We start from the raw sequence: 17,602 nt of genomic DNA, 5'->3' as shown, positions 1-17,602 counted from the left end.
TAAAAATCGTCTGACCCAGTCCGAAAGGTGACAACCATGATCGACCGCACGCTCTTCAACGCCGACCACGAGGCTTTCCGCGACAGCTTCCGCCGCTTTGTCGAGAAGGAAATCGCCCCGTTCCACGACGGCTGGGAAGAGCAGGGCTATGTGGACCGCGCCGTCTGGCAGGCCGCCGGAGAAAACGGTTTTCTCTGCATGACCATGCCCGAGGAATACGGCGGTGCGCGGGCCGACCGGCTGTACTCGGTGGCGCAGATGGAGGAAATCGCGCGGGCGGGCGTCAGCGGCATCGGCTTCGGCCTGCACAGCGAGATCGTGGCGCCGTACATCCTGCATTACGGCACCGAGGCGCAGAAGAAGAAATACCTGCCACTGCTGGCCACCGGCGAAATGGTGGGCGCCATCGCCATGAGCGAGCCGGCCGCTGGCAGCGACCTGCAGGGCGTGAAGACCACGGCCATCAAGAGCGCCGACGGTTCGCACTACGTGCTGAACGGCAGCAAGACCTTCATCACCAACGGCTGGCACGCAGACCTGGTGATCGTGGTTGCCAAGACCGACCCGGCCGCGGGTGCCAAGGGCACCAGCCTGTTCCTGGTCGAGCGCGGCATGGAAGGGTTCAGCAAGGGCAAGCGCCTGAAGAAGCTGGGCATGAAGGCGCAGGACACCTCCGAGCTGCTCTTCGACAACGTGAATGTGCCGGCGGAGAACCTGCTGGGCGGCGCTGGCTTTGAAGGCAAGGGCTTCATCTGTCTGATGGAACAACTGCCCTGGGAGCGGCTGCAGATCGCGATTGGTGCTGTGGCCTCGGCGCAGGCGGCCATCGACTGGACGGTCGAGTACGTCAAGGACCGCAAAGTGTTCGGCCAGGCCGTGGCCAGCTACCAGAACACCCGCTACACCCTGGCCGAACTGCAGACCGAGGTGCAGGTGGCGCGCGTGTTCGTCGACAAGTGCTGCGAGCTGGTGAACATCGACAAGCTTGACACCGCGACCGCGAGCATGGCCAAGTACTGGTGTTCCGACCTGCAGTGCAAGGTGATGGACGAGTGCCTGCAGTTGCACGGCGGCTACGGCTACATGTGGGAATACCCCATCACCCGCGCCTACGCCGATGCGCGCGTGCAGCGCATCTACGGCGGGACCAACGAGATCATGAAAGAGGTGATCTCGCGCTCGATGGGGCTGGGCGGGCGCTGACGCGAGCGCCAGGTGTCAGCCCAGGTCGATGCGCTGGGCGATGGCCAGGTCGGCGGGCGCCTCGTAGTCCGCCAGCAGCACCAGCCGGTCGGTGGCCTGGGACTGTTCCCGCAGCCAGTCGGTGAGGTATCGGATCGAGGCCAGGTCCAGCGCCGCTAACGGCTGGTCCAGCAAGGTCAGCGGTTGCTGCAGGGCCATGGCGGCGGCCAGGCCCACCTTGCGGCGCCCGCCGGCCGAGAGCATGTAGAAGCCCTTGTGCAGGTGCTCGCCCAGCGACAGGCCGTCGATGTGCTCGTCCAGCCGGTCGCGTGCCGGGCCCTCGGGCACCTGGGTGCGCAGCCAGTCGGCCACCACCAACGGGTCCAGGTTCGGGCGGGTCATGTCGGGCCACAGGCCCGCCAGTTGGTCGCCGATGTCCTGCCCGGCCAGCTGCATCGTCCCGATTTGTGGACGGATTTCTGCGGCCAGCAGCCGCAGCAGGGTGGTCTTGCCGCGCTGCTCGTCACCGGTCAGCAAGGCCAGGCCCGGTGCCAGCGAGGCGTTCAGGTGGGCAAACAGCGGCGCCTGGCCGGGCCAGGCAAAGCCCAGGCCCCGGATCTCCAGGAACGCGCTCACTGGCACTGGTAGTCGACAACGTCTGCGCTCTGGCGGAACGGGTCGGTCAGGTCCGAGGAGTACTGGCCCATCAGCAGGCGCTGCTTGGGCAGGAAGTTCTGGCGGAAGTAGCGGCTGGCGGCGGCCAGGCGCTGGCCCTTTTCAGTCAGCTTGACGCAGCCGTTCTGGATTTCGATGGTGCCCGATTCGAGCTGCTCGGTCAGGCGCACATCGACCAGCCTGTGCTCCTTGAGGTACTCCTGCGTGAACACGTCGGCAAAGCGACTCTGCTGGATGCCGCCGCCGCGCTGCTGGATCTTCTCCAGGATGTAGAAGGACAGCGAACGGTCGATGACCGTCGGCACCGAGATCGCGAAGCAGTAGCCCGAGAGCAGCCAGATCACCACCAGTTGCAGCTTCTCGAAACCGTTGAAGGTGCGGCTGGTCGAGATGATCAGCCCCGTGAGCAGGGCGGCGATCACGCCGTCGGCGATGGCCGAGTAGAACACCACGTTGACCGCAAAGAAACGGATGTGCAGGTAGTAGACCGCCAGCAGCAGGACGACGAACAGGGCGGTGGCAGCGAGCGCGCGAAAGAGCTTCATGAGGGTTTGAACACGAGGAACTTGTTGCCGAGGTAGCTGAGCGAGACCTGCAGGCCGGTGGCCAGCAGGAAGCCGGCGCGGTAGTCCAGACCGAGGCGGTCGGTCCAGAGCCACAGCACCAGGCCGTGCAGCAGCGCGATGGCGCCATAGAGGCCGCTGAATTTCAGCAGCTGTGGCAGCCAGGGTTGCTGGGCGGAACAGGCGAACACATAGAAGCGGCTGCCCAGGAACGAGCAGGTGATGCCGACGACCGCCGCGCACAGGTTGGCCAGGCCCGCAGAGCCAAAGCCCAGCACCTGGAGGTTGAAGCTCAGCACCGCGTAGTGGACCGCGGTGGCCACCAGGCCATTGACCACGAACCGGAACAGTTCCTGGCGCGGGTGGGAGGCGGCCGCACCGTTCATGGTCGGGTCTCGATGACCTCGGCGATGAACTCGCGGTGGGCGACGGCGGTGACCACGCTGCCGCTGCGCATGACGCCGGTGAGCATGAGGGTCATCAGCGCCAGGGCGCCGGTCTGCAGGAACAGCAGCACGAAGATGCCCAGCACCAGCGAGAACCAGCCGGGGGTGGAGTAGCCCAGCAGCTTGAGCACCACGGCGCAGGTCGATCCCACCACGGACATCGCGGCGATCACTGCGCTGAAGATGCCCACGCGCACCAGCACGTCCTCGGCGAACACCATCAGGGCTTTGAAGCCGTGCAGCGCCAGGCCCACGAAGTTCATCTTGGACTGGCCCGCGTAGCGTGGGCCGCGGTCCAGCGGGCAGACGCGGGTGCGCAGCTTGGAGGCCAGCACCGCCGCCGCCACATGGATCGGCAGCTCCTGCATCGCCACCAGGCGCTGCACGGCAGCCGGCTTGAGCGCCATGAAGTTGCCGAAGCTGATCGGGCGGCCTGTCATCACCTTGAAGAAGCGTTTGTAGACCTGGTAGAAGGCCTTGAACTTGAGCGTCTCCACCCGGCTCTTGCGCTGCGCGACCACCACGTCCACGTCGGCCTGGTCCAGCGGTTGCAGCAGCTCGGTGATGGTCGAGGGCAGGTCCTCGCCGTCCGAATCCATCAGCACCACCTTCTGGTGGGGTGCCAGGTGCTCGGCCGCGTAGCTCAGCCCGATCGCAATCGCCCGCTGGTGGCCCACGTTGCGGCGCAGCTTGAGCACCACCCCGGCCACACCTGCGTCTTCGAGGCTGGCGATGGTCAGGGGCTGGCGCACCGAACCGTCGTCCACCGCCACCACGAACACCCGCTGGCCGAACTCCTTGGCCAGTTCCTTGAACAGTCGACCGCTGGCCTCCAGGTCTTCGTAGACCGGGGTCACGATCACGATCTCGTGCTGCGCGAAGCTCATGATTGCAGGAAGCGGCGGAAGTAGGCGATGGTCTTGTCCAGGCCTTCTTCGAGCTGGACCTGCGGCTGCCAGCCGAGCACGGCCTTGGCTTGCTCGATGTTGGGCTGGCGCTGCTTGGGGTCGTCCGAAGGCAGAGGCTTGCAGACCAGCCGGGACTGGCCGCCGACCTTGGCCAGCACGGCCTCGGCCAGCTGGCGGATGGTGAACTCGTTGGGGTTGCCCAGGTTGACAGGGCCGGTCACGCCGTCGGGGCTGGCCATCAGGCGCACGAAGCCCTCGATCAGGTCGTCCACATAGCAGAAGCTGCGGGTCTGCGAGCCGTCGCCGTAGATGGTGATGTCTTCACCGCGCAGGGCCTGCACGATGAAGTTGCTCACCACGCGCCCGTCGTTGGGGTGCATGCGCGGGCCGTAGGTGTTGAAGATGCGGGCGACCTTGATGTCCACCTGGTGCTGGCGGTGGTAGTCGAAGAACAGGGTTTCGGCGCAGCGCTTGCCTTCGTCGTAGCAGGAGCGGATGCCGATGGGGTTGACCTTGCCCCAGTAGCTCTCGGGCTGGGGGTGCACCTCGGGGTCGCCGTAGACCTCGCTGGTGGAGGCCTGGAAGATTTTGGCCTTGGTGCGTTTGGCCAGGCCCAGCATGTTGATGGCGCCGTGCACGCTGGTCTTGGTGGTCTGCACCGGGTCCCACTGGTAGTGCACCGGCGAGGCGGGGCAGGCCAGGTTGTAGATCTCGTCGACCTCCACATACAGCGGGAAGGTCACGTCGTGGCGCATCAGCTCGAAGTGCGGGTTGCCCATCAGGTGGGCCACGTTGTCCTTGGTGCCGCTGTAGAAATTGTCGGCGCACAGGATGTCGTTGCCCTCGGCCAGCAGCCGCTCGCACAGGTGCGAGCCCAGAAAGCCGGCTCCCCCGGTGATCAGGATTCTTTTTCTGTTGGAAATGCGCATGCGGGGCTCCGGGGCGTCGGGTGGGCAGGATTCGCTTTATTCGGTGGCGATGGCCTGCTGTGCAGGCCGCGGCATTGTACCGGCACGTCCAGTCGGCTCTGATTGGCCGACGGCTCCTGGATGAATTCGCCGGTGGGCGCTGCGGCCATCAATTGGCTTGCTGCAACTGCCTTGCCAATGACATCGAAGGTGTGGCCCGAAACGGCCTGCTGGCTTAGGCTGCTTAAGGTTTGGCGGATGCAATCCTGTGCGAGGGATTTCTCTATCTGATTGCTCGATTGAGTGATATTGGGTGTCTCGCAATAGATTATTCGACAGTCAATTGGTGTGAATAATGGATTTTCGCGCGTATTGATTTGATTCAAACAGTCAATGACTTTTGCAGAACGCAAACAATGCTCTTGCCCAGCTGGAAGCCGGTCAGCGGATCGGCCAGCCGGGACGTGCGCACCATGACCGAGTCCCAGAAACGAACCTGACCAGGCGAGGGCGAATCGGAGCGCAGCAGCAGCTTGTTGGCCAGACTGGCGAGCATGCCAACGCTGTCCAAGTACTGCATCCTGCGGATGCGCAGCTCCGTCGGGACGATGGCGCGCAGCATCGCCTTGTCGTAGCGGCGGAAATGCCCGATCTTTCTGTCGAACGGTGTGTAGAGGAAGTTGTGGGCCGGGGCCAGGACGACGATGTGTCCGCCGGGTTGCAGAAGGCCGGTCACGCGCTGCAGTTCGGCACGATCGTCCTCGATGTGCTCCAGCACATCGAGATACAGGATGGTGTCGAAGCGCTCGTCTCTTGACAGGTTCAGGGAAGTGCCGCAGACCGCCTCGTGGCTGGGCGAGAGCAGACCTTGGGCCATGCCCCGCTTCATCAGTTGCACCATGGCCGCGTCGGGCTCAACGCTGAGCCAGCGCGCATAGGGTCGGTGTTGCAGGGCCTGCGCATTGGTGCCGATTCCGGCACCGAGTTCCAGCACGTGTTGGCCAAGATAGGGATCAATGACCTGGGTCCAATAGGACTTCCAGTGCTTGGCGGTGGCAAACAGGTCGAGTTCGGTGCCGCTGTAGATGAATGTGCTGGATTCGGTCACTGTGTCGGGAATGCTGAAGAGGGCGCGGAGGCAGGGCGGTTGGGCGCGGTGTATTTTTTGCAGTAGTCACTGCCCCGGAAGTCGTACAGCAGTGCCGTGGCACCTTGCCCGTCCCATCGCTGGAGGGCCGGGGCGATACCCTCGATGTGCTGCAGAAAGCCTGCGCGCTCCTGGAGCCGGTGCGTGACGATGACCCAGCTGCGCTGCATGGGTTGTTCGATGCACAGGCGGCGCACCGTGGCCTTGGCGTCGTGGTATTGGTTGATGGTGGGGCGGAAGACGATGTCGGGCATGGCGTCAACACCATAGGGGCGTGCATAAAAGTCGAGCGCCTTGTGCGACATGGAGTCGATGACGATGCCGTCCCCGGGCTTGGCCTGACTGGCGATGTGCAGGAGCGCGGCCTTCATGTCCTGGTCGTTGTGGGGCTTGCGCAGCACCTTCCAGGACGCAGAGGCGGGCACCAGCAGCACGAAGCCGGCGACCACCGTCACCAGCAGGTGCCGCGCCGGCAGGTGCCGGCGGTCCAGCACCGCCTGCACCAGGGCGGCCAGGCCGAGGTGCACCAGCGGCACCAGGAAGATGGTTGGGCGTGAACGGAACGGGTAGAGGTGCAGCGCCGACGCCGCCAGCGTGGCCAGCAGCACGGCCAACCCGATGGCAGCAATCCGCGGTGCGCGCCACGCCAGAGTCAACGAACCTACTGCAGATAGCGCCAGCAGACCCAGGTTCAGCCCGTCGAACCAGGCGACCAGCATGCCGTGGTGCGCCACGCCCACATGGCGCATGGCGAGGTAGACCAGTGCGAGCGCACTGTCCAGGTACCAGCGCCATTCGGTCGGCGAGACCGGTGGCATTGGCGCATAGGCAAACCGCCAGAAATCCAGCAGGTGCTGGTTGCCGGCAAGCGTTTTCATCACCAGGGTGTGGTGAACCGCAAAGGCCAGCACCCACAGCAGCCCTGCGCCGGACACCGCCAGCCAGGCCGCCCGCTGGCGCTGGCGGATTGCCTCGATCCAGAGCACCAGGCCCACGCCTGCGAGCACGAACAGGCTGGGGTGGGACAGCCAGATGGCGAGAACGCCGGCCACGGCCAGCACAGGGGCATCCCGTTGCCAGCGCTGCAGGTCGAAGCGCGCGGCCAGCCAGAGCAGGCCCACCGTGGCCAGCACGTCGTTCTGGTATTGCTTGAACTCCGAGCTGTAGTACACCAGCACCGGGGACAAGGCCAGCAGACCCACGAAGGTGGCCTGGGCGGCGCGGTGCGGCAGCGTCCTGCGCGCCAGACCCCAGGCCGCCAGCAGGGTCAGCAGGCCCGCGGCCAGTGGCTGCAAGCGCAGCACCCAGTCCTCCACGCCCAACACCGTCGTCAGCAGCTTGGTCAGCGCAAGAAACCCGAGGGGGGCCGCCTGGCCGTTGGACAGTGGTTCGAACAGCAACTGCCCGAGATCGCGGTCCATGAAGTTGACCGCCAGGTAGGCCTCGTCCAGCCACAGGGACCGGTTGAACAGGTACTGGCGACCTCGCAGCAGCCATCCGATACCGATCAGCACCACCACCCACAGCACCGGATGGCCCCAGGTGCCTGGCCTGTTGTGTATCGGGGCAGGGCTCGTCGGCAGGGGGCGTTCAGTAGTTGATGTTGTATCGGGAGCCACGGTGGTTGAGTATGGCGCTTCTGGGGGAAATGACCTCTACCTTGAGACCGGGCTCGATTTCTTCGCCTTCGCGCACCACCTTGCCATTCGCGATCAGCATCCGGTGGGACGCGTTGGAGGAGTAGGTGACACCAGAGACCTTGACCGCAGGCGCCGATGCGGGGGCCGCGGCGGCCGGCGGAGGTTGTCCGTCCATGCCGGCGGAGGCGGATGGTGCAGGGGGTGTGGGCGCACTGGACGCCGCTGCGGGTGAGGTTGCAGAAGCCGTCGCAGGGGCAGGCGCGGCGCGGGGCGCAGGCGGCGGGGCGACCACCTGTGGCGGTGCCAGAATGGGCAGCGCAGGGGCAGGGGGTGTCGCCGAGGCTTCCGGGGCCGTGCCCGGCTTCTCCAGCGCGCTGACCGGTGCTTGCGCCACAGCAACTGGCGCCGCTGCCTCTCGGGGGGGCGTGTTCCACCACCAGAAGGCGGTCGCTGCGGCCAGCAGCAGGACGATGGCTCCCGCCATCATGGGCAGGCCGAACCGCCTCGCCCGCGCCGCACCCGCTGCGGGGGCCGGCGTGCCCTGGCTGTGGAGGCCGGGCACGTGGCCCCGCTCGCGTTCGGCGTCGGCCCGTTTCAGTGCATCAAGGATGTAGGACATGGCGCGGCGGCGTTCAGGGCTTGCTCAGGCGGGGTTCGTCCACACCCGCTGCCAGGTTGACCTGCATGAAGGTCATGGACCCGGCCACGCCGTCGGCCTCCAGGCCTTGTGTCCGCTGGAAGGCCTTCAGGCGGGTGGCGAAGGTGCTGGCCTCGGCGGGAATCAGGCCCTTGGTCTGGAGGCTGATGAGCTCTCCCGAAAGCCAGTCACCGGCCACACCCTGGGGGTTCTGTGTGATACGGCCCCGCGTGCCCTCGGGCTGGCGCCAGAGGGTTGCGTAGTCGCCGCGCCAGACGTCGGCCAGCGCGGTCAGCGGCATCAGCCAGCGCTGACCATTGGCCTGCAGTGTGGCAGTTTCTGCGGTCATGGCGGTCACGAGGGCCCGCCGCGGTTCCTCACTGCCCATGCGCAGCAACAGGATGCCCGGGCGGTTCAGCTGGCGCAGGCCGTGCAGCGTCATGCGCTGCGTGCTGAAGCACTGCAACTGGCGTTGCAGGGCCGCGGTGCAGGGGTCCCCTCCGGCCAAGGGCTCACCCCAGAGCGCGCCGAGCTCGCGCCAAGCGGTGACCTCGGAGCCCAGCAGGTCTGCGGCCACCGGCGGCTTGACGAGTGGAGCAGGAGCGCTTGCAGGCAGTGGGTCGGCAGGAGCCTCGATGGCCGCGGTGGGCGGGGGCGGGGCTGGCGCGGTTGTCGGTGCCACCGGTGCCGGACCCTTGGTGGGGCTGGCGGTGGGGCTGGATGGATCGGGAGCAGGTGTCTGTGACGGTGCGCGCTGCTGCCAGAGCACGGCGGCCACTGCGGCGGCCAGCACGGCGCCGCCCAGTGCGCCCAGGGCCAGCGTCTGCCAGGGGCGGCTGACCAGTGTCTTGACGGGTGGAGGCGCGGACCGGGTGGCGGGCATGTCGAACACCTCGCTGGCCGCCTTGTCCACCATCGCGGGACCAACTTGCCGGCTGTCGGTGGCGTAGGCGCCCAGCAACGCTCGATCACACAGCAGGTTGATGCGCCGGGGCACCCCGCGGGTGATCGCATGGACGCGCGCCAGCGCTTCGGCGCTGAACGGCAGGGGGCCCTTGAGGCCTGCCACCTCCATCCGGTGCCGCACGTACTGCCGGGTTTCGGCCGGACTGAGGGCCCCCAGGTGGAACCGCGCGATCACACGTTGCGCCAGCTGTTCCAGCTCGGGCCTGGCCAGCACGGCGCGCAGTTCAGGCTGCCCGATCAGAACAATCTGCAACAGCTTGCGTTCGTTGGTTTCCAGATTGGTCAGCAGCCGCAGCTGTTCCAGCACATGGGGCGTGAGGTTCTGCGCCTCGTCGATGATCAGCACATTGCGCTGACCGGCGGCGTGGCTGCGCAGCAAATACTCGTTCAGCGGATCAAGATAGTCCTTGATCGTGGCCGGGCCGATGCCCTCATGCCGCACCTCCAGCTGGAACTCGTGGCAGATGGTTTTGAGCAGGTCGCCGACGGTGAGCTTGGGGTTGAAGATGTAGGCGACCCTGCAGTTCTCGGGGACCTGTTCGAGGAAGCAGCGGCAGACCGTGGTTTTGCCGGCCCCGATCTCGCCGGTGAGCAGGACGAAGCCGCCGCCGCCCTGCACCCCGTACAGAAGCAGCGCCAGCGCCTCCCGGTGCCGCTCGCTCATCAGGAGGTAGCGGGGGTCCGGGGCAATGGAAAAGGGGGTCTGCTGGAGACCGAAATAACCGGCGTACATGCCCAGAGGATAGCGGGGCCGCCGGGGCAGGCGCAAATGAATACCGCCCGCAGAAGCGGGCGGTGAGGTTCAGAGGGTGGTGTTGCTCAGGCGGCGAGCGCCATGGAGGGCTTGGCCGCGGAAGAGGATGACTTGGTGCTGCCGGCCACCGAGCACTCGATGTCGCCCGAGAGTTGGCCGCCTTCTTCGATCACCACCTTGCCGTAACGGATCTTGCCGGTGACCTTGCCGGTGGCGTAGATCACGAGCTTCTGGCGCACGGTGAGGTTGCCGTCGAACACGCCGTGGATCTCGGCGATGTCGATCTCGGCCGAGCCTTTGAAGGCGCCTTGCTGGGCGATCTGGATCACGCGCGAGTCCATCGTGGCTTCGACCAGACCTTCCACCACGAGTGTGTCGCAGTCGGTGATTTCCACGCCCTTGAGCTTGATGTTCGGACCGACCGTCAGCTTGCTGCCGCCTTCAGGCACTGTGGTGCTGGCGGATGCCGCAGCCGATGCCGGCTGGCGGCTTTCGGGTGTGGTGCTGGAGGAGGGTGTGTTCATGCTGCTGGCGCCGTAACGGGGGGAGTTGAGCCCCTGGTTGAGGGTGTTGGTGGGTTCGTTGTCGCGTTTTCCGAAATGCAGTGCCATGCGAGCTCCTTCTGAAAGTGAAGCGCTCATGCTACGGACCATGAGGCTTACATTCGGAACACTGCCGTAAGAGGGGTAACGAGATGAACCGTACGTCTGGTTGCGCCTGTTGCGTAACACGCGCTTGCTATTCGCGCGCGTCCATTTCCTGGATCAGTGCGCGTGCTTCGTCGCCTTCGGGGATGGGCCGGCCGCTGTCGCGCCACTGCACCGCGGCCTTGAAACCCTGTTCCTGGGCGTACCGGCGGAACCACAGGCCTTCGGGGTTGTGGCGCGTGATGCCGTCGAACACGGTGGCGAACATCTGGGTCTGTTCCAGACCCATGCTGAGCATGGCCTGGTTGACCACCAGCTTGTGCATCGCCAGGTGCGACGAGGGCACGCCCGCGATGCGCCCGGCCAGCCGCATCACTGCGTCCTCCAGCTGTTCCTCCGGCACGGCTTCGTTGGCCAGGCCCCAGTCGGCGGCGGTGCGGCCGTCGATCACGTCGCCGGTGAACATCATCTGCTTGGCGCGCAGTGGCCCGAGCCGGTAGGTCCACATGGCCGTGGTCGGGCAGCCCCAGACGCGGGTGGGCATGTAGCCGATGCGCGCATCCTCGGCCATCACCAGCAGGTCGCAGCACATCGCAATGTCGCTGCCACCGGCCACCGCGGCGCCATGCACCTTGGCGATGGTCGGCTTGGATGAGCGCCACAGGCTCATGAAGTCCTCGGTGTTGCGCTTCATGACGGCGTAGTCGGCCATCGGGTCCCAGGGGTGGGCTTCCTGCTGGCAGGGGTGTTCGATCCGCTGCTCGGCATAGCCGGCGAGGTCGTAGCCGCCACAGAAGCCCTTGCCCGCCCCCTCGACCACGATGACATGGATTTCTGGTTCGGCGTTGGCCCAGTCCACCGCGGCGCGGATCTCGCCGGGCATGGCGTCGTTGATCGCGTTGTACTGTTCTGGCCGGTTGAGCAGCAGGCGGGCGATGCGCGGCTGATGCGGGTCGGGCGTGATGCGCAGGGTGCTGAATTCGGGCATGGAGGGCTCCTCGGTGGCGGTGCCCGCATGCTAGGAGTGTTGTGTAACCCGTGCGCGTCGCCTGAGCTACAGTGCCGCGCATGGTCACCCCATCGCGACGCCACTGGGAGCTGGGCTCCCGCCAGCCGCCTGCGCTGGACCTGCCGCTGGCGCAGGCCAGCGCACTGCTGACCCACCTGGGCCAGGGCGCCAGGGACGCGGTGGCCGAAGACCTGTTGCGTCTTGTGGGTGCGCACGCGCCTCTCGCCCAGTGCACCATTTTTTCCTTCGAGCCCGGGCGCAGGCCCGTCGTGGTGGCGGTGGGCGATCGTTCGCGCACTCAGGAGTTGCCCCACATTGCCGAGGCCTATGTCAACCGCTACCACCGGCTCGATGGGCTGGCCGCCGTGATGCAGGCCGAGTGGGCCGCCGCGCAAAAGGCCGGCACCGAGCAGCCGCGCATCCTGCTGCACCGCCAGACCGGTGTCGACATCGCCCACGCCGGCTACCGCCAGACCTGCTACACGCTGCCGCAGGTGGCCGAGCGGCTTGCGGTGCTGGCGCTGTATGAGGGGCGGCGCTGGATGTCGGTGCACCTCTACCGCGGCACCGAGCACGGCCCCTTTGACGACGCGGCGGTCGCCGTGGTCGAGGCCTTTTCACCACTGATCGTGCAGGCCGTGCGCCTGCACCACACAGGCCTGGCGGTCCATCAGGACCTGGGCGGACTGCTGCTGGCGCGCGCCGTCCGGCGCTGGCCGCAGCTCACCCGCCGAGACCAGGACGTGCTGCAGGCACTCATGGACGGTCTGGACACCAACACCCTGGCCGAACGCCTGGGCCTGACGCCTTCCAGCGCCCAGACCTACTGCCAGCGGGTCTACCGCAAGCTGGGTGTGGCGGGGCAGCGTGAACTGTTCGCCGCGCTGCTGGCGTCGACCTGATCACTTGTCCCGGATGTCCTGAAAAAAGGACATCGATCGGCTCGTCGCTGCCTACACTGCGGCGCATTACAGGAGACACGCATGCACCAGCCCCACGCGGAACCACGGCGCTCGATCTATTACAGCTACCAGGTGTTTGATGCCTGGGTTCCATCGCAGCACCCGGCGCAGCAGCACGCCCCGGTGGTCATCGCGGGGGCCGGCCCCATTGGCCTGGTGACCGCGCTGGCGCTGGCGCAGCAGGGCGTGCGCTGCGTGGTGCTAGAAGCCGAGCGACAGGTGTCCGAGGGCAGCCGGGCCATCGCTTTCACGCGGCGCTCGATGGAGATCCTGCAGCAGGTGGGTGTGGCACGCCGCGTCACAGAGAACGGCCTGCCGTGGAACTGTGGCAACTCCATTTACCGTGGCCAGCGCGTGTTCCGCATGGAGAACCCGCACGACCCCGACGACCGTTTCGCCCCGCTGATCAACATCCAGCAGCAGTATCTGGAGCAGTACCTGGTGGAGGCCTGCGACGCCCATCCGATGGTGGAACTGCGCTGGGGCAACAAGCTGGTGTCGTTCGGGCAGGACGCCTCCGGTGCCACATTGCAGGTCGACACCGCCGAAGGCCCGTACACGCTGAAATCCGACTGGCTGGTGGCCGCCGACGGTGCCCGTTCGGCGATCCGCGCCCTCATGGACCTCAAGCTCGAAGGCGCGTCCTACGAAGGCAAGTTCGTCATCGCCGACATCCGCGTGGACCTGCCGCTGCCCACCGAGCGCCTGGCCTTCTTCGGCCCCGACTGGAACCCGGGCAACACCATCCTCATGCACCGCGAGCCGCACGGTCTGTGGCGGCTGGACTACCAGCTGCCACCCGGCGAGACGCCCGAAGACGCGCTCCAGCCCGAATCGCTGAAGGCGCGCATCGACGCCCAGCTGGCCATGATCGGCCGCGCCGGCGTGCCCTGGGAAATGGACTGGTGCTCGGTCTATTCGGCGCGCGCGCTCACGCTGCCCGACTACGTGCACGGCCATGTGCTGTTTGTCGGCGATGCGGCGCACCTGCTGCCCATCTTCGGGGTGCGCGGCGCCAACACTGGTTTTCAGGATGCACAGGCGCTGGCCTGGCGGCTCGCGCTGGTGGCCCGGGGCGTGGCGCCTGCATCGCTGTTGCAGAGCTACAGCAGCGAGCGCGTGGGCGCGGCGCGCGAGATCATCGACGAGGCGGGCAAGAGCACCCGCTTCATGACACCGCCCACGCGCGGTTTCCGGCTGCTGCGCGACGCGGTGCTCTCGCTCTCGCTGAGCCAGCCCTTCGTCGGGCCGCTCTACCACTGGCGCACCTCCCGCCCGCACGAGTACACCCGCTCGCCGCTCAATGCGGTGGACGACGACAACGCGGCGTTCGAGGCTGGGCCAGGTCACGGCGCGCCGCCGCGCAACATCCGCCTGAGCGACGACTGCTTCCTGCTCGATCACCTGGACCACCGCTTCACCCTGCTGTGGGCAGCCGAAGAGGGGGCCAGCCTTCCCGCCGACGTGCGTGAGGTGGTCGATACTGCCCGGGCCCAAGGCCTGCCGCTGCAGGTGATCGCAGTCGGGGCGCGCCAGCCGGTTGCCGGTGCCGACCAGACCTTGTCCGATGCGGACGGCCACCTGCGCCTGCGCCACGGGCTCTGCTCGGGTGGTGTCTACCTGCTGCGGCCCGACCAGCACGTCTGCGCCCGATGGACGTCGCTGGACGCCAGCCGGCTGTGCGCCGCTCTCCACACCGCCACCGGCCTGCACACAGGAGCCACGTCATGAGCAGCCAGCATCTCTCTCAGCAGACCCTGACGGTCCCGGGCCTGGAGCAGGTCTACGACCAGCTGGCGACAGCCATCGACGCCGTCGACCCCGCGAAAACCGAGCTGTTCCTCGTGAAGCTTGCGCTGATGAACGCCAATGCGCTGGCCGACCCGGCCCTGTTCCAGGCGCATATCGACGCAGCGGTCAAGGACCTTTGAGCGGGACAGGCTTCGTCTTGTGGGATGCAGGGTGCGCGGTTTTAACTTATAAAACCCTGCATGAATCCGCTGTACGAACAGGGCTACAGGCCCGAGGATCTTGAAGTGCAGGTGTCCGAGCTGCTGGTGGCCACCGCCGATGAGTCCGATGAACTTATTGACCAGTCCATCACGGATGTGCTGCGGTTGCTGCGCGACCGCATGAAGATGGATGTGGTGTTCGTGTCTCAGTTTGCCGAGGGCCAGCGGGTCATCCGGTACGTGGATACCGATCCCGGGAACCCTCTCCTGGCTGTCGGCGACGCCGATCCGCTGGAGGTGTCCTGGTGCCAGCGGGTGGTGGATGGACGCCTGCCAGAGTTCATTCCCGATGCCCGGCGGCTGCCGGCCTCGGCTGCCCTGCTCAAGGATGTTCCCTTTTCCATCGGCACCCACATCAGCACGCTCATCGTGCTGGCGAGCGGCGAGGTCTATGGAACGCTGTGCACCTTCAGCCAGGCGCCTCTGGGCGATCCCGACCCCAACGACTTGAAGGTCTTGCGCTACACCGCGAAGCTGGCAGCGGGGAAGATTGAGGGCCGGCGAGAGCGGGAGCGGCACGACACAGCGGGGCCGGAACTGTCGCTGGTGCCGCTGGAGCGCAAGCGCTCTCTGTAAGGCGCCGACAGTCTGGCGGGAGGCCCCAGGCCCACGCAGGGCAGGCTGGGGCCCCTACACTTGCGGGTTCCCCCGAAAGTACCCAGAACGGCCCCATGAACGCGCCCATCGACGTCTCCTTTTTCGCGCGCAACGCCAAGCCGCTGACCAGTTACCGCCCGTACTGGGCCAAGCGCTTCGGCACCGCGCCCTTCCTGCCCATGAGCCGGGCGGAAATGGAGCAGCTCGGCTGGGATTCGTGCGACATCGTGCTGGTGACGGGCGACGCCTATGTGGACCACCCCAGCTTCGGCATGGCCGTGATCGGCCGTGTGCTGGAAGCGCAGGGTTTTCGCGTCGGCATCATCGCTCAGCCCGACTGGCAGAGCGCAGAGCCCTTCAAGGCGCTGGGCAAGCCCAACCTGTTCTGGGGCGTGACCGCCGGCAACATGGATTCCATGATCAACCGGTACACCGCCGACCGGAAGATCCGCAGCGACGACGCCTACACGCCCGGCGACGTGGGCGGCAAGCGCCCCGACCGAGCGGCCATCGTCTACAGCCAGCGCTGCCGCGAGGCCTACAAGGACGTGCCCATCGTCCTGGGCGGCATCGAAGGCAGCTTGCGCCGCATTGCCCACTACGACTACTGGAGCGACAAGGTGCGCCGCTCCATCGTGGTGGACGCCAAATGCGACCTGCTGCTGTACGGCAACGCCGAGCGCGCGCTGGTCGAGGTGGCGCACCGCATTGCCGCGCGCGAACCCATCGAGCAGATCACCGACGTGCGCGGCACCGCCTTCGTGCGCCGCCCGGGCGACCCGACGGCTGAGGGCTGGATCGAGCTGGATTCGACCGAGGTCGACACGCCCGGCCACGTCGAAGACCACATCAACCCCTACCAGACCACCTCTGAACAGGCGCAGGCGCAAGGCCAGAGTTGTTCCAAGGAAGAGGGCGCTGCTGCTCCAGCGGCAGGCCCGCAGGTCAAGCCCATCACCATCCACCGCCCGCAAGGCGCGGGCGGCGTGGCCAAACTGCCGCGTGAGCGCACCGTCATCCGCCTGCCCAGCTACGAGCAGGTCAGGAGTGATGCCGTGCTCTACGCGCACGCCAACCGCGTGCTGCACCTGGAAACCAACCCCGGCAACGCCCGCGCGCTGGTGCAGGCGCACGGCGAAGGCACGACGGCGCGCGATGTGTGGATCAACCCGCCGCCCATTCCGCTCACCACGGCGGAAATGGACTACGTGTTCGATCTGCCCTACGCCCGTGGTCCGCACCCCGCCTACGCGGACGAACACGGCAAACACGATGGCGCGACCAAGATCCCGGCCTGGGAAATGATCCGCTTTTCCGTGAACATCATGCGCGGCTGCTTTGGCGGCTGCACCTTCTGCTCCATCACCGAGCACGAAGGCCGCATCATCCAGAGCCGCTCGGAAGATTCGATCATTCGCGAAGTCGAAGAGATGCGCGACAAGGTGGTCGGCTTCACCGGCGTGGTCAGCGACCTCGGGGGCCCCACGGCCAACATGTACCGCCTGGGCTGCCGCAGTCCCGAGATCGAAGCGGCTTGCCGCAAGCCCAGCTGCGTCTACCCCGGCATCTGCCAGAACCTCACCACCAACCACGACCCGCTGATCAAGATCTACCGCCGGGCACGCGCGCTCAAGGGTGTCAAGAAGGTTCTGATCGGCTCCGGCCTGCGCTACGACCTGGCGGTCAAGAGCCCGGAATACGTCAAGGAACTGGTGCAGCACCACGTGGGTGGGTATCTGAAGATCGCGCCCGAGCACACCGAGAGCGGGCCGCTCTCCAAGATGATGAAGCCGGGCATCGGCAGTTACGACCGTTTCAAGACCATGTTCGAGAAGTACAGCGAAGAGGCCGGCAAAAAGCAGTTCCTCATCCCGTACTTCATCGCCGCACACCCCGGCACCAGCGACGAGGACATGATGAACCTCGCGCTCTGGCTGAAGAAAAACGGCTTCCGCGCCGACCAGGTGCAGACCTTCTACCCTAGCCCCATGGCCACCGCCACGGCCATGTACCACACCAACCTGAACCCTCTCAAGGGCGTGCACCGCGATGAGCGGGCCGAGCGCGTGGACATCGTGCGGGGTGAGAAGCGCCGCCGCTTGCACAAGGCCTTCCTGCGCTACCACGACCCCAACAACTGGCCGCTGCTGCGCGAAGCACTCAAGGCCATGGGCCGTGCCGACCTGATCGGCAACGGCAAACACCATCTGATCCCGACCTTCCAGCCAATGACTGATGGCGGATATCAGAGCGCTCGCAAGAAGAACTCGACGCCGGGTGGGAAGGCGCCGGTCAAGGGCCGCATCCTTACCCAGCACACAGGCTTGCCACCGAGGCCCGGCACCAAGGGCAAGGGCGGGTAGCGCCAACAGAGACACCTTCGCGCCCTGTGTCGCCAGATGCAGAAAACCCCCGCTGGATTTCACATCCAGCGGGGGTTTCTACATGAGCTCTCTGTTTCTTAGTAGTAGAACGGTCCCACCCATTCAGCCGGGAGCAGCTGGTACGAGTTGCCGTACTGGTTGATGTTGGGCACACCACCATCGGCG

General features: G+C 66.4%; 18 protein-coding genes. 6 read left to right on the top strand and 12 right to left on the bottom strand.

Annotated features, from left to right (window positions below; translation table 11 throughout):
- The first annotated feature begins 36 nt into the window (after positions 1-36).
- Positions 37-1,203: an acyl-CoA dehydrogenase family protein gene (locus HFL01S_RS08650; RefSeq protein ID WP_066257445.1), complete on the top strand. Its 1,167-nt coding sequence runs from the start codon at positions 37-39 to the stop codon at positions 1,201-1,203.
- A 15-nt stretch (positions 1,204-1,218) separates the two neighbouring features.
- On the opposite strand, the gene HFL01S_RS08645 is transcribed toward HFL01S_RS08650, so the two are convergent.
- From HFL01S_RS08645 to HFL01S_RS08600, 12 genes are all read right to left on the bottom strand, one after another.
- Positions 1,219-1,818, bottom strand: a complete 600-nt coding sequence (locus HFL01S_RS08645) for an ABC transporter ATP-binding protein (RefSeq protein WP_066257443.1) — start codon at positions 1,816-1,818, stop codon at positions 1,219-1,221.
- Complete coding sequence (locus HFL01S_RS08640) at positions 1,815-2,402, bottom strand: hypothetical protein (protein WP_066257442.1); 588 nt, start codon at positions 2,400-2,402, stop codon at positions 1,815-1,817. Before HFL01S_RS08640 ends, HFL01S_RS08645 begins: the two co-directional genes overlap by 4 nt.
- Positions 2,399-2,806, bottom strand: coding sequence for a GtrA family protein (locus tag HFL01S_RS08635; protein ID WP_066257440.1), 408 nt, complete (start codon positions 2,804-2,806; stop codon positions 2,399-2,401). The genes HFL01S_RS08640 and HFL01S_RS08635 overlap by 4 nt, the downstream gene beginning before the upstream one ends.
- Positions 2,803-3,753 (bottom strand): glycosyltransferase, encoded by a 951-nt coding sequence (locus HFL01S_RS08630; RefSeq protein WP_066257438.1) that lies wholly within the window; start codon positions 3,751-3,753, stop codon positions 2,803-2,805. Before HFL01S_RS08630 ends, HFL01S_RS08635 begins: the two co-directional genes overlap by 4 nt.
- Complete coding sequence (locus HFL01S_RS08625) at positions 3,750-4,703, bottom strand: UDP-glucuronic acid decarboxylase family protein (RefSeq protein ID WP_066257437.1); 954 nt, start codon at positions 4,701-4,703, stop codon at positions 3,750-3,752. Before HFL01S_RS08625 ends, HFL01S_RS08630 begins: the two co-directional genes overlap by 4 nt.
- A complete protein-coding gene (locus tag HFL01S_RS25050) occupies positions 4,673-5,095 on the bottom strand; it encodes a hypothetical protein (RefSeq protein ID WP_157538811.1) in 423 nt (140 codons plus the stop codon). The genes HFL01S_RS08625 and HFL01S_RS25050 overlap by 31 nt, the downstream gene beginning before the upstream one ends.
- The gene (locus HFL01S_RS08620; protein ID WP_066257435.1) at positions 5,065-5,790 is read right to left on the bottom strand and encodes a class I SAM-dependent methyltransferase; all 726 of its coding nucleotides are present in this window, start codon (positions 5,788-5,790) and stop codon (positions 5,065-5,067) included. The genes HFL01S_RS25050 and HFL01S_RS08620 overlap by 31 nt, the downstream gene beginning before the upstream one ends.
- Entirely contained in the window at positions 5,787-7,358 is a 1,572-nt protein-coding gene (locus HFL01S_RS08615; RefSeq protein ID WP_066257433.1) for a glycosyltransferase family 39 protein, read from the bottom strand. The genes HFL01S_RS08620 and HFL01S_RS08615 overlap by 4 nt, the downstream gene beginning before the upstream one ends.
- A gap of 61 nt (positions 7,359-7,419) precedes the next feature.
- Positions 7,420-8,088: a general secretion pathway protein GspB gene (locus tag HFL01S_RS24620; protein WP_084383166.1), complete on the bottom strand. Its 669-nt coding sequence runs from the start codon at positions 8,086-8,088 to the stop codon at positions 7,420-7,422.
- A gap of 13 nt (positions 8,089-8,101) precedes the next feature.
- Positions 8,102-9,736 carry an ExeA family protein gene (locus tag HFL01S_RS08610; protein WP_369407716.1) on the bottom strand — a complete coding sequence of 545 codons (1,635 nt, stop codon included), beginning with the start codon at positions 9,734-9,736 and terminating at the stop codon, positions 8,102-8,104.
- 155 nt (positions 9,737-9,891) lie between these two features.
- Positions 9,892-10,437: a bactofilin family protein gene (locus HFL01S_RS08605; protein WP_066257428.1), complete on the bottom strand. Its 546-nt coding sequence runs from the start codon at positions 10,435-10,437 to the stop codon at positions 9,892-9,894.
- Between the two features lie 127 nt (positions 10,438-10,564).
- A complete protein-coding gene (locus HFL01S_RS08600) occupies positions 10,565-11,461 on the bottom strand; it encodes a crotonase/enoyl-CoA hydratase family protein (protein WP_066257426.1) in 897 nt (298 codons plus the stop codon).
- An 80-nt stretch (positions 11,462-11,541) separates the two neighbouring features.
- Here HFL01S_RS08600 and HFL01S_RS08595 point away from each other — a divergent pair, with 80 nt between their 5' ends.
- From HFL01S_RS08595 to HFL01S_RS08575, 5 genes are all read left to right on the top strand, one after another.
- On the top strand, positions 11,542-12,384 hold the full coding sequence (locus tag HFL01S_RS08595; RefSeq protein WP_066257730.1) for a helix-turn-helix transcriptional regulator: 843 nt from the start codon (positions 11,542-11,544) through the stop codon (positions 12,382-12,384).
- A gap of 81 nt (positions 12,385-12,465) precedes the next feature.
- A complete protein-coding gene (locus HFL01S_RS08590) occupies positions 12,466-14,175 on the top strand; it encodes an FAD-dependent monooxygenase (RefSeq protein WP_066257424.1) in 1,710 nt (569 codons plus the stop codon).
- A complete protein-coding gene (locus HFL01S_RS08585; protein ID WP_066257422.1) occupies positions 14,172-14,375 on the top strand; it encodes a hypothetical protein in 204 nt (67 codons plus the stop codon). The genes HFL01S_RS08590 and HFL01S_RS08585 overlap by 4 nt, the downstream gene beginning before the upstream one ends.
- A 60-nt stretch (positions 14,376-14,435) precedes the next feature.
- On the top strand, positions 14,436-15,032 hold the full coding sequence (locus tag HFL01S_RS08580; protein ID WP_174525234.1) for a GAF domain-containing protein: 597 nt from the start codon (positions 14,436-14,438) through the stop codon (positions 15,030-15,032).
- A 95-nt stretch (positions 15,033-15,127) separates the two neighbouring features.
- The gene (locus tag HFL01S_RS08575; RefSeq protein WP_066257420.1) at positions 15,128-17,416 is read left to right on the top strand and encodes a YgiQ family radical SAM protein; all 2,289 of its coding nucleotides are present in this window, start codon (positions 15,128-15,130) and stop codon (positions 17,414-17,416) included.
- The last annotated feature ends 186 nt before the right edge of the window (positions 17,417-17,602 follow it).

Origin of the sequence: Hydrogenophaga flava NBRC 102514 (genome assembly GCF_001571145.1) — a bacterium.
Classification (GTDB): domain Bacteria; phylum Pseudomonadota; class Gammaproteobacteria; order Burkholderiales; family Burkholderiaceae_C; genus Hydrogenophaga; species Hydrogenophaga flava.
The sequence above is the reverse complement of the archived record's forward strand: the minus strand, read 5'-3'. Positions and strand labels throughout refer to the sequence as shown.

What these genes read in the sequence shown, in the direction of transcription:
- HFL01S_RS08650 (WP_066257445.1), top strand. Translation starts at nt 37, where the DNA reads ATGATCGACCGCACGCTCTTCAACGCCGACCACGAGGCTTTCCGCGAC.
- HFL01S_RS08640 (WP_066257442.1), bottom strand. Translation starts at nt 2,402, where the DNA reads ATGAAGCTCTTTCGCGCGCTCGCTGCCACCGCCCTGTTCGTCGTCCTG.
- HFL01S_RS08635 (WP_066257440.1), bottom strand. Translation starts at nt 2,806, where the DNA reads ATGAACGGTGCGGCCGCCTCCCACCCGCGCCAGGAACTGTTCCGGTTC.
- HFL01S_RS08630 (WP_066257438.1), bottom strand. Translation starts at nt 3,753, where the DNA reads ATGAGCTTCGCGCAGCACGAGATCGTGATCGTGACCCCGGTCTACGAA.
- HFL01S_RS08625 (WP_066257437.1), bottom strand. Translation starts at nt 4,703, where the DNA reads ATGCGCATTTCCAACAGAAAAAGAATCCTGATCACCGGGGGAGCCGGC.
- HFL01S_RS24620 (WP_084383166.1), bottom strand. Translation starts at nt 8,088, where the DNA reads ATGTCCTACATCCTTGATGCACTGAAACGGGCCGACGCCGAACGCGAG.
- HFL01S_RS08610 (WP_369407716.1), bottom strand. Translation starts at nt 9,736, where the DNA reads ATGAGCGAGCGGCACCGGGAGGCGCTGGCGCTGCTTCTGTACGGGGTG.
- HFL01S_RS08605 (WP_066257428.1), bottom strand. Translation starts at nt 10,437, where the DNA reads ATGGCACTGCATTTCGGAAAACGCGACAACGAACCCACCAACACCCTC.
- HFL01S_RS08600 (WP_066257426.1), bottom strand. Translation starts at nt 11,461, where the DNA reads ATGCCCGAATTCAGCACCCTGCGCATCACGCCCGACCCGCATCAGCCG.
- HFL01S_RS08595 (WP_066257730.1), top strand. Translation starts at nt 11,542, where the DNA reads ATGGTCACCCCATCGCGACGCCACTGGGAGCTGGGCTCCCGCCAGCCG.
- HFL01S_RS08590 (WP_066257424.1), top strand. Translation starts at nt 12,466, where the DNA reads ATGCACCAGCCCCACGCGGAACCACGGCGCTCGATCTATTACAGCTAC.
- HFL01S_RS08585 (WP_066257422.1), top strand. Translation starts at nt 14,172, where the DNA reads ATGAGCAGCCAGCATCTCTCTCAGCAGACCCTGACGGTCCCGGGCCTG.
- HFL01S_RS08580 (WP_174525234.1), top strand. Translation starts at nt 14,436, where the DNA reads ATGAATCCGCTGTACGAACAGGGCTACAGGCCCGAGGATCTTGAAGTG.
- HFL01S_RS08575 (WP_066257420.1), top strand. Translation starts at nt 15,128, where the DNA reads ATGAACGCGCCCATCGACGTCTCCTTTTTCGCGCGCAACGCCAAGCCG.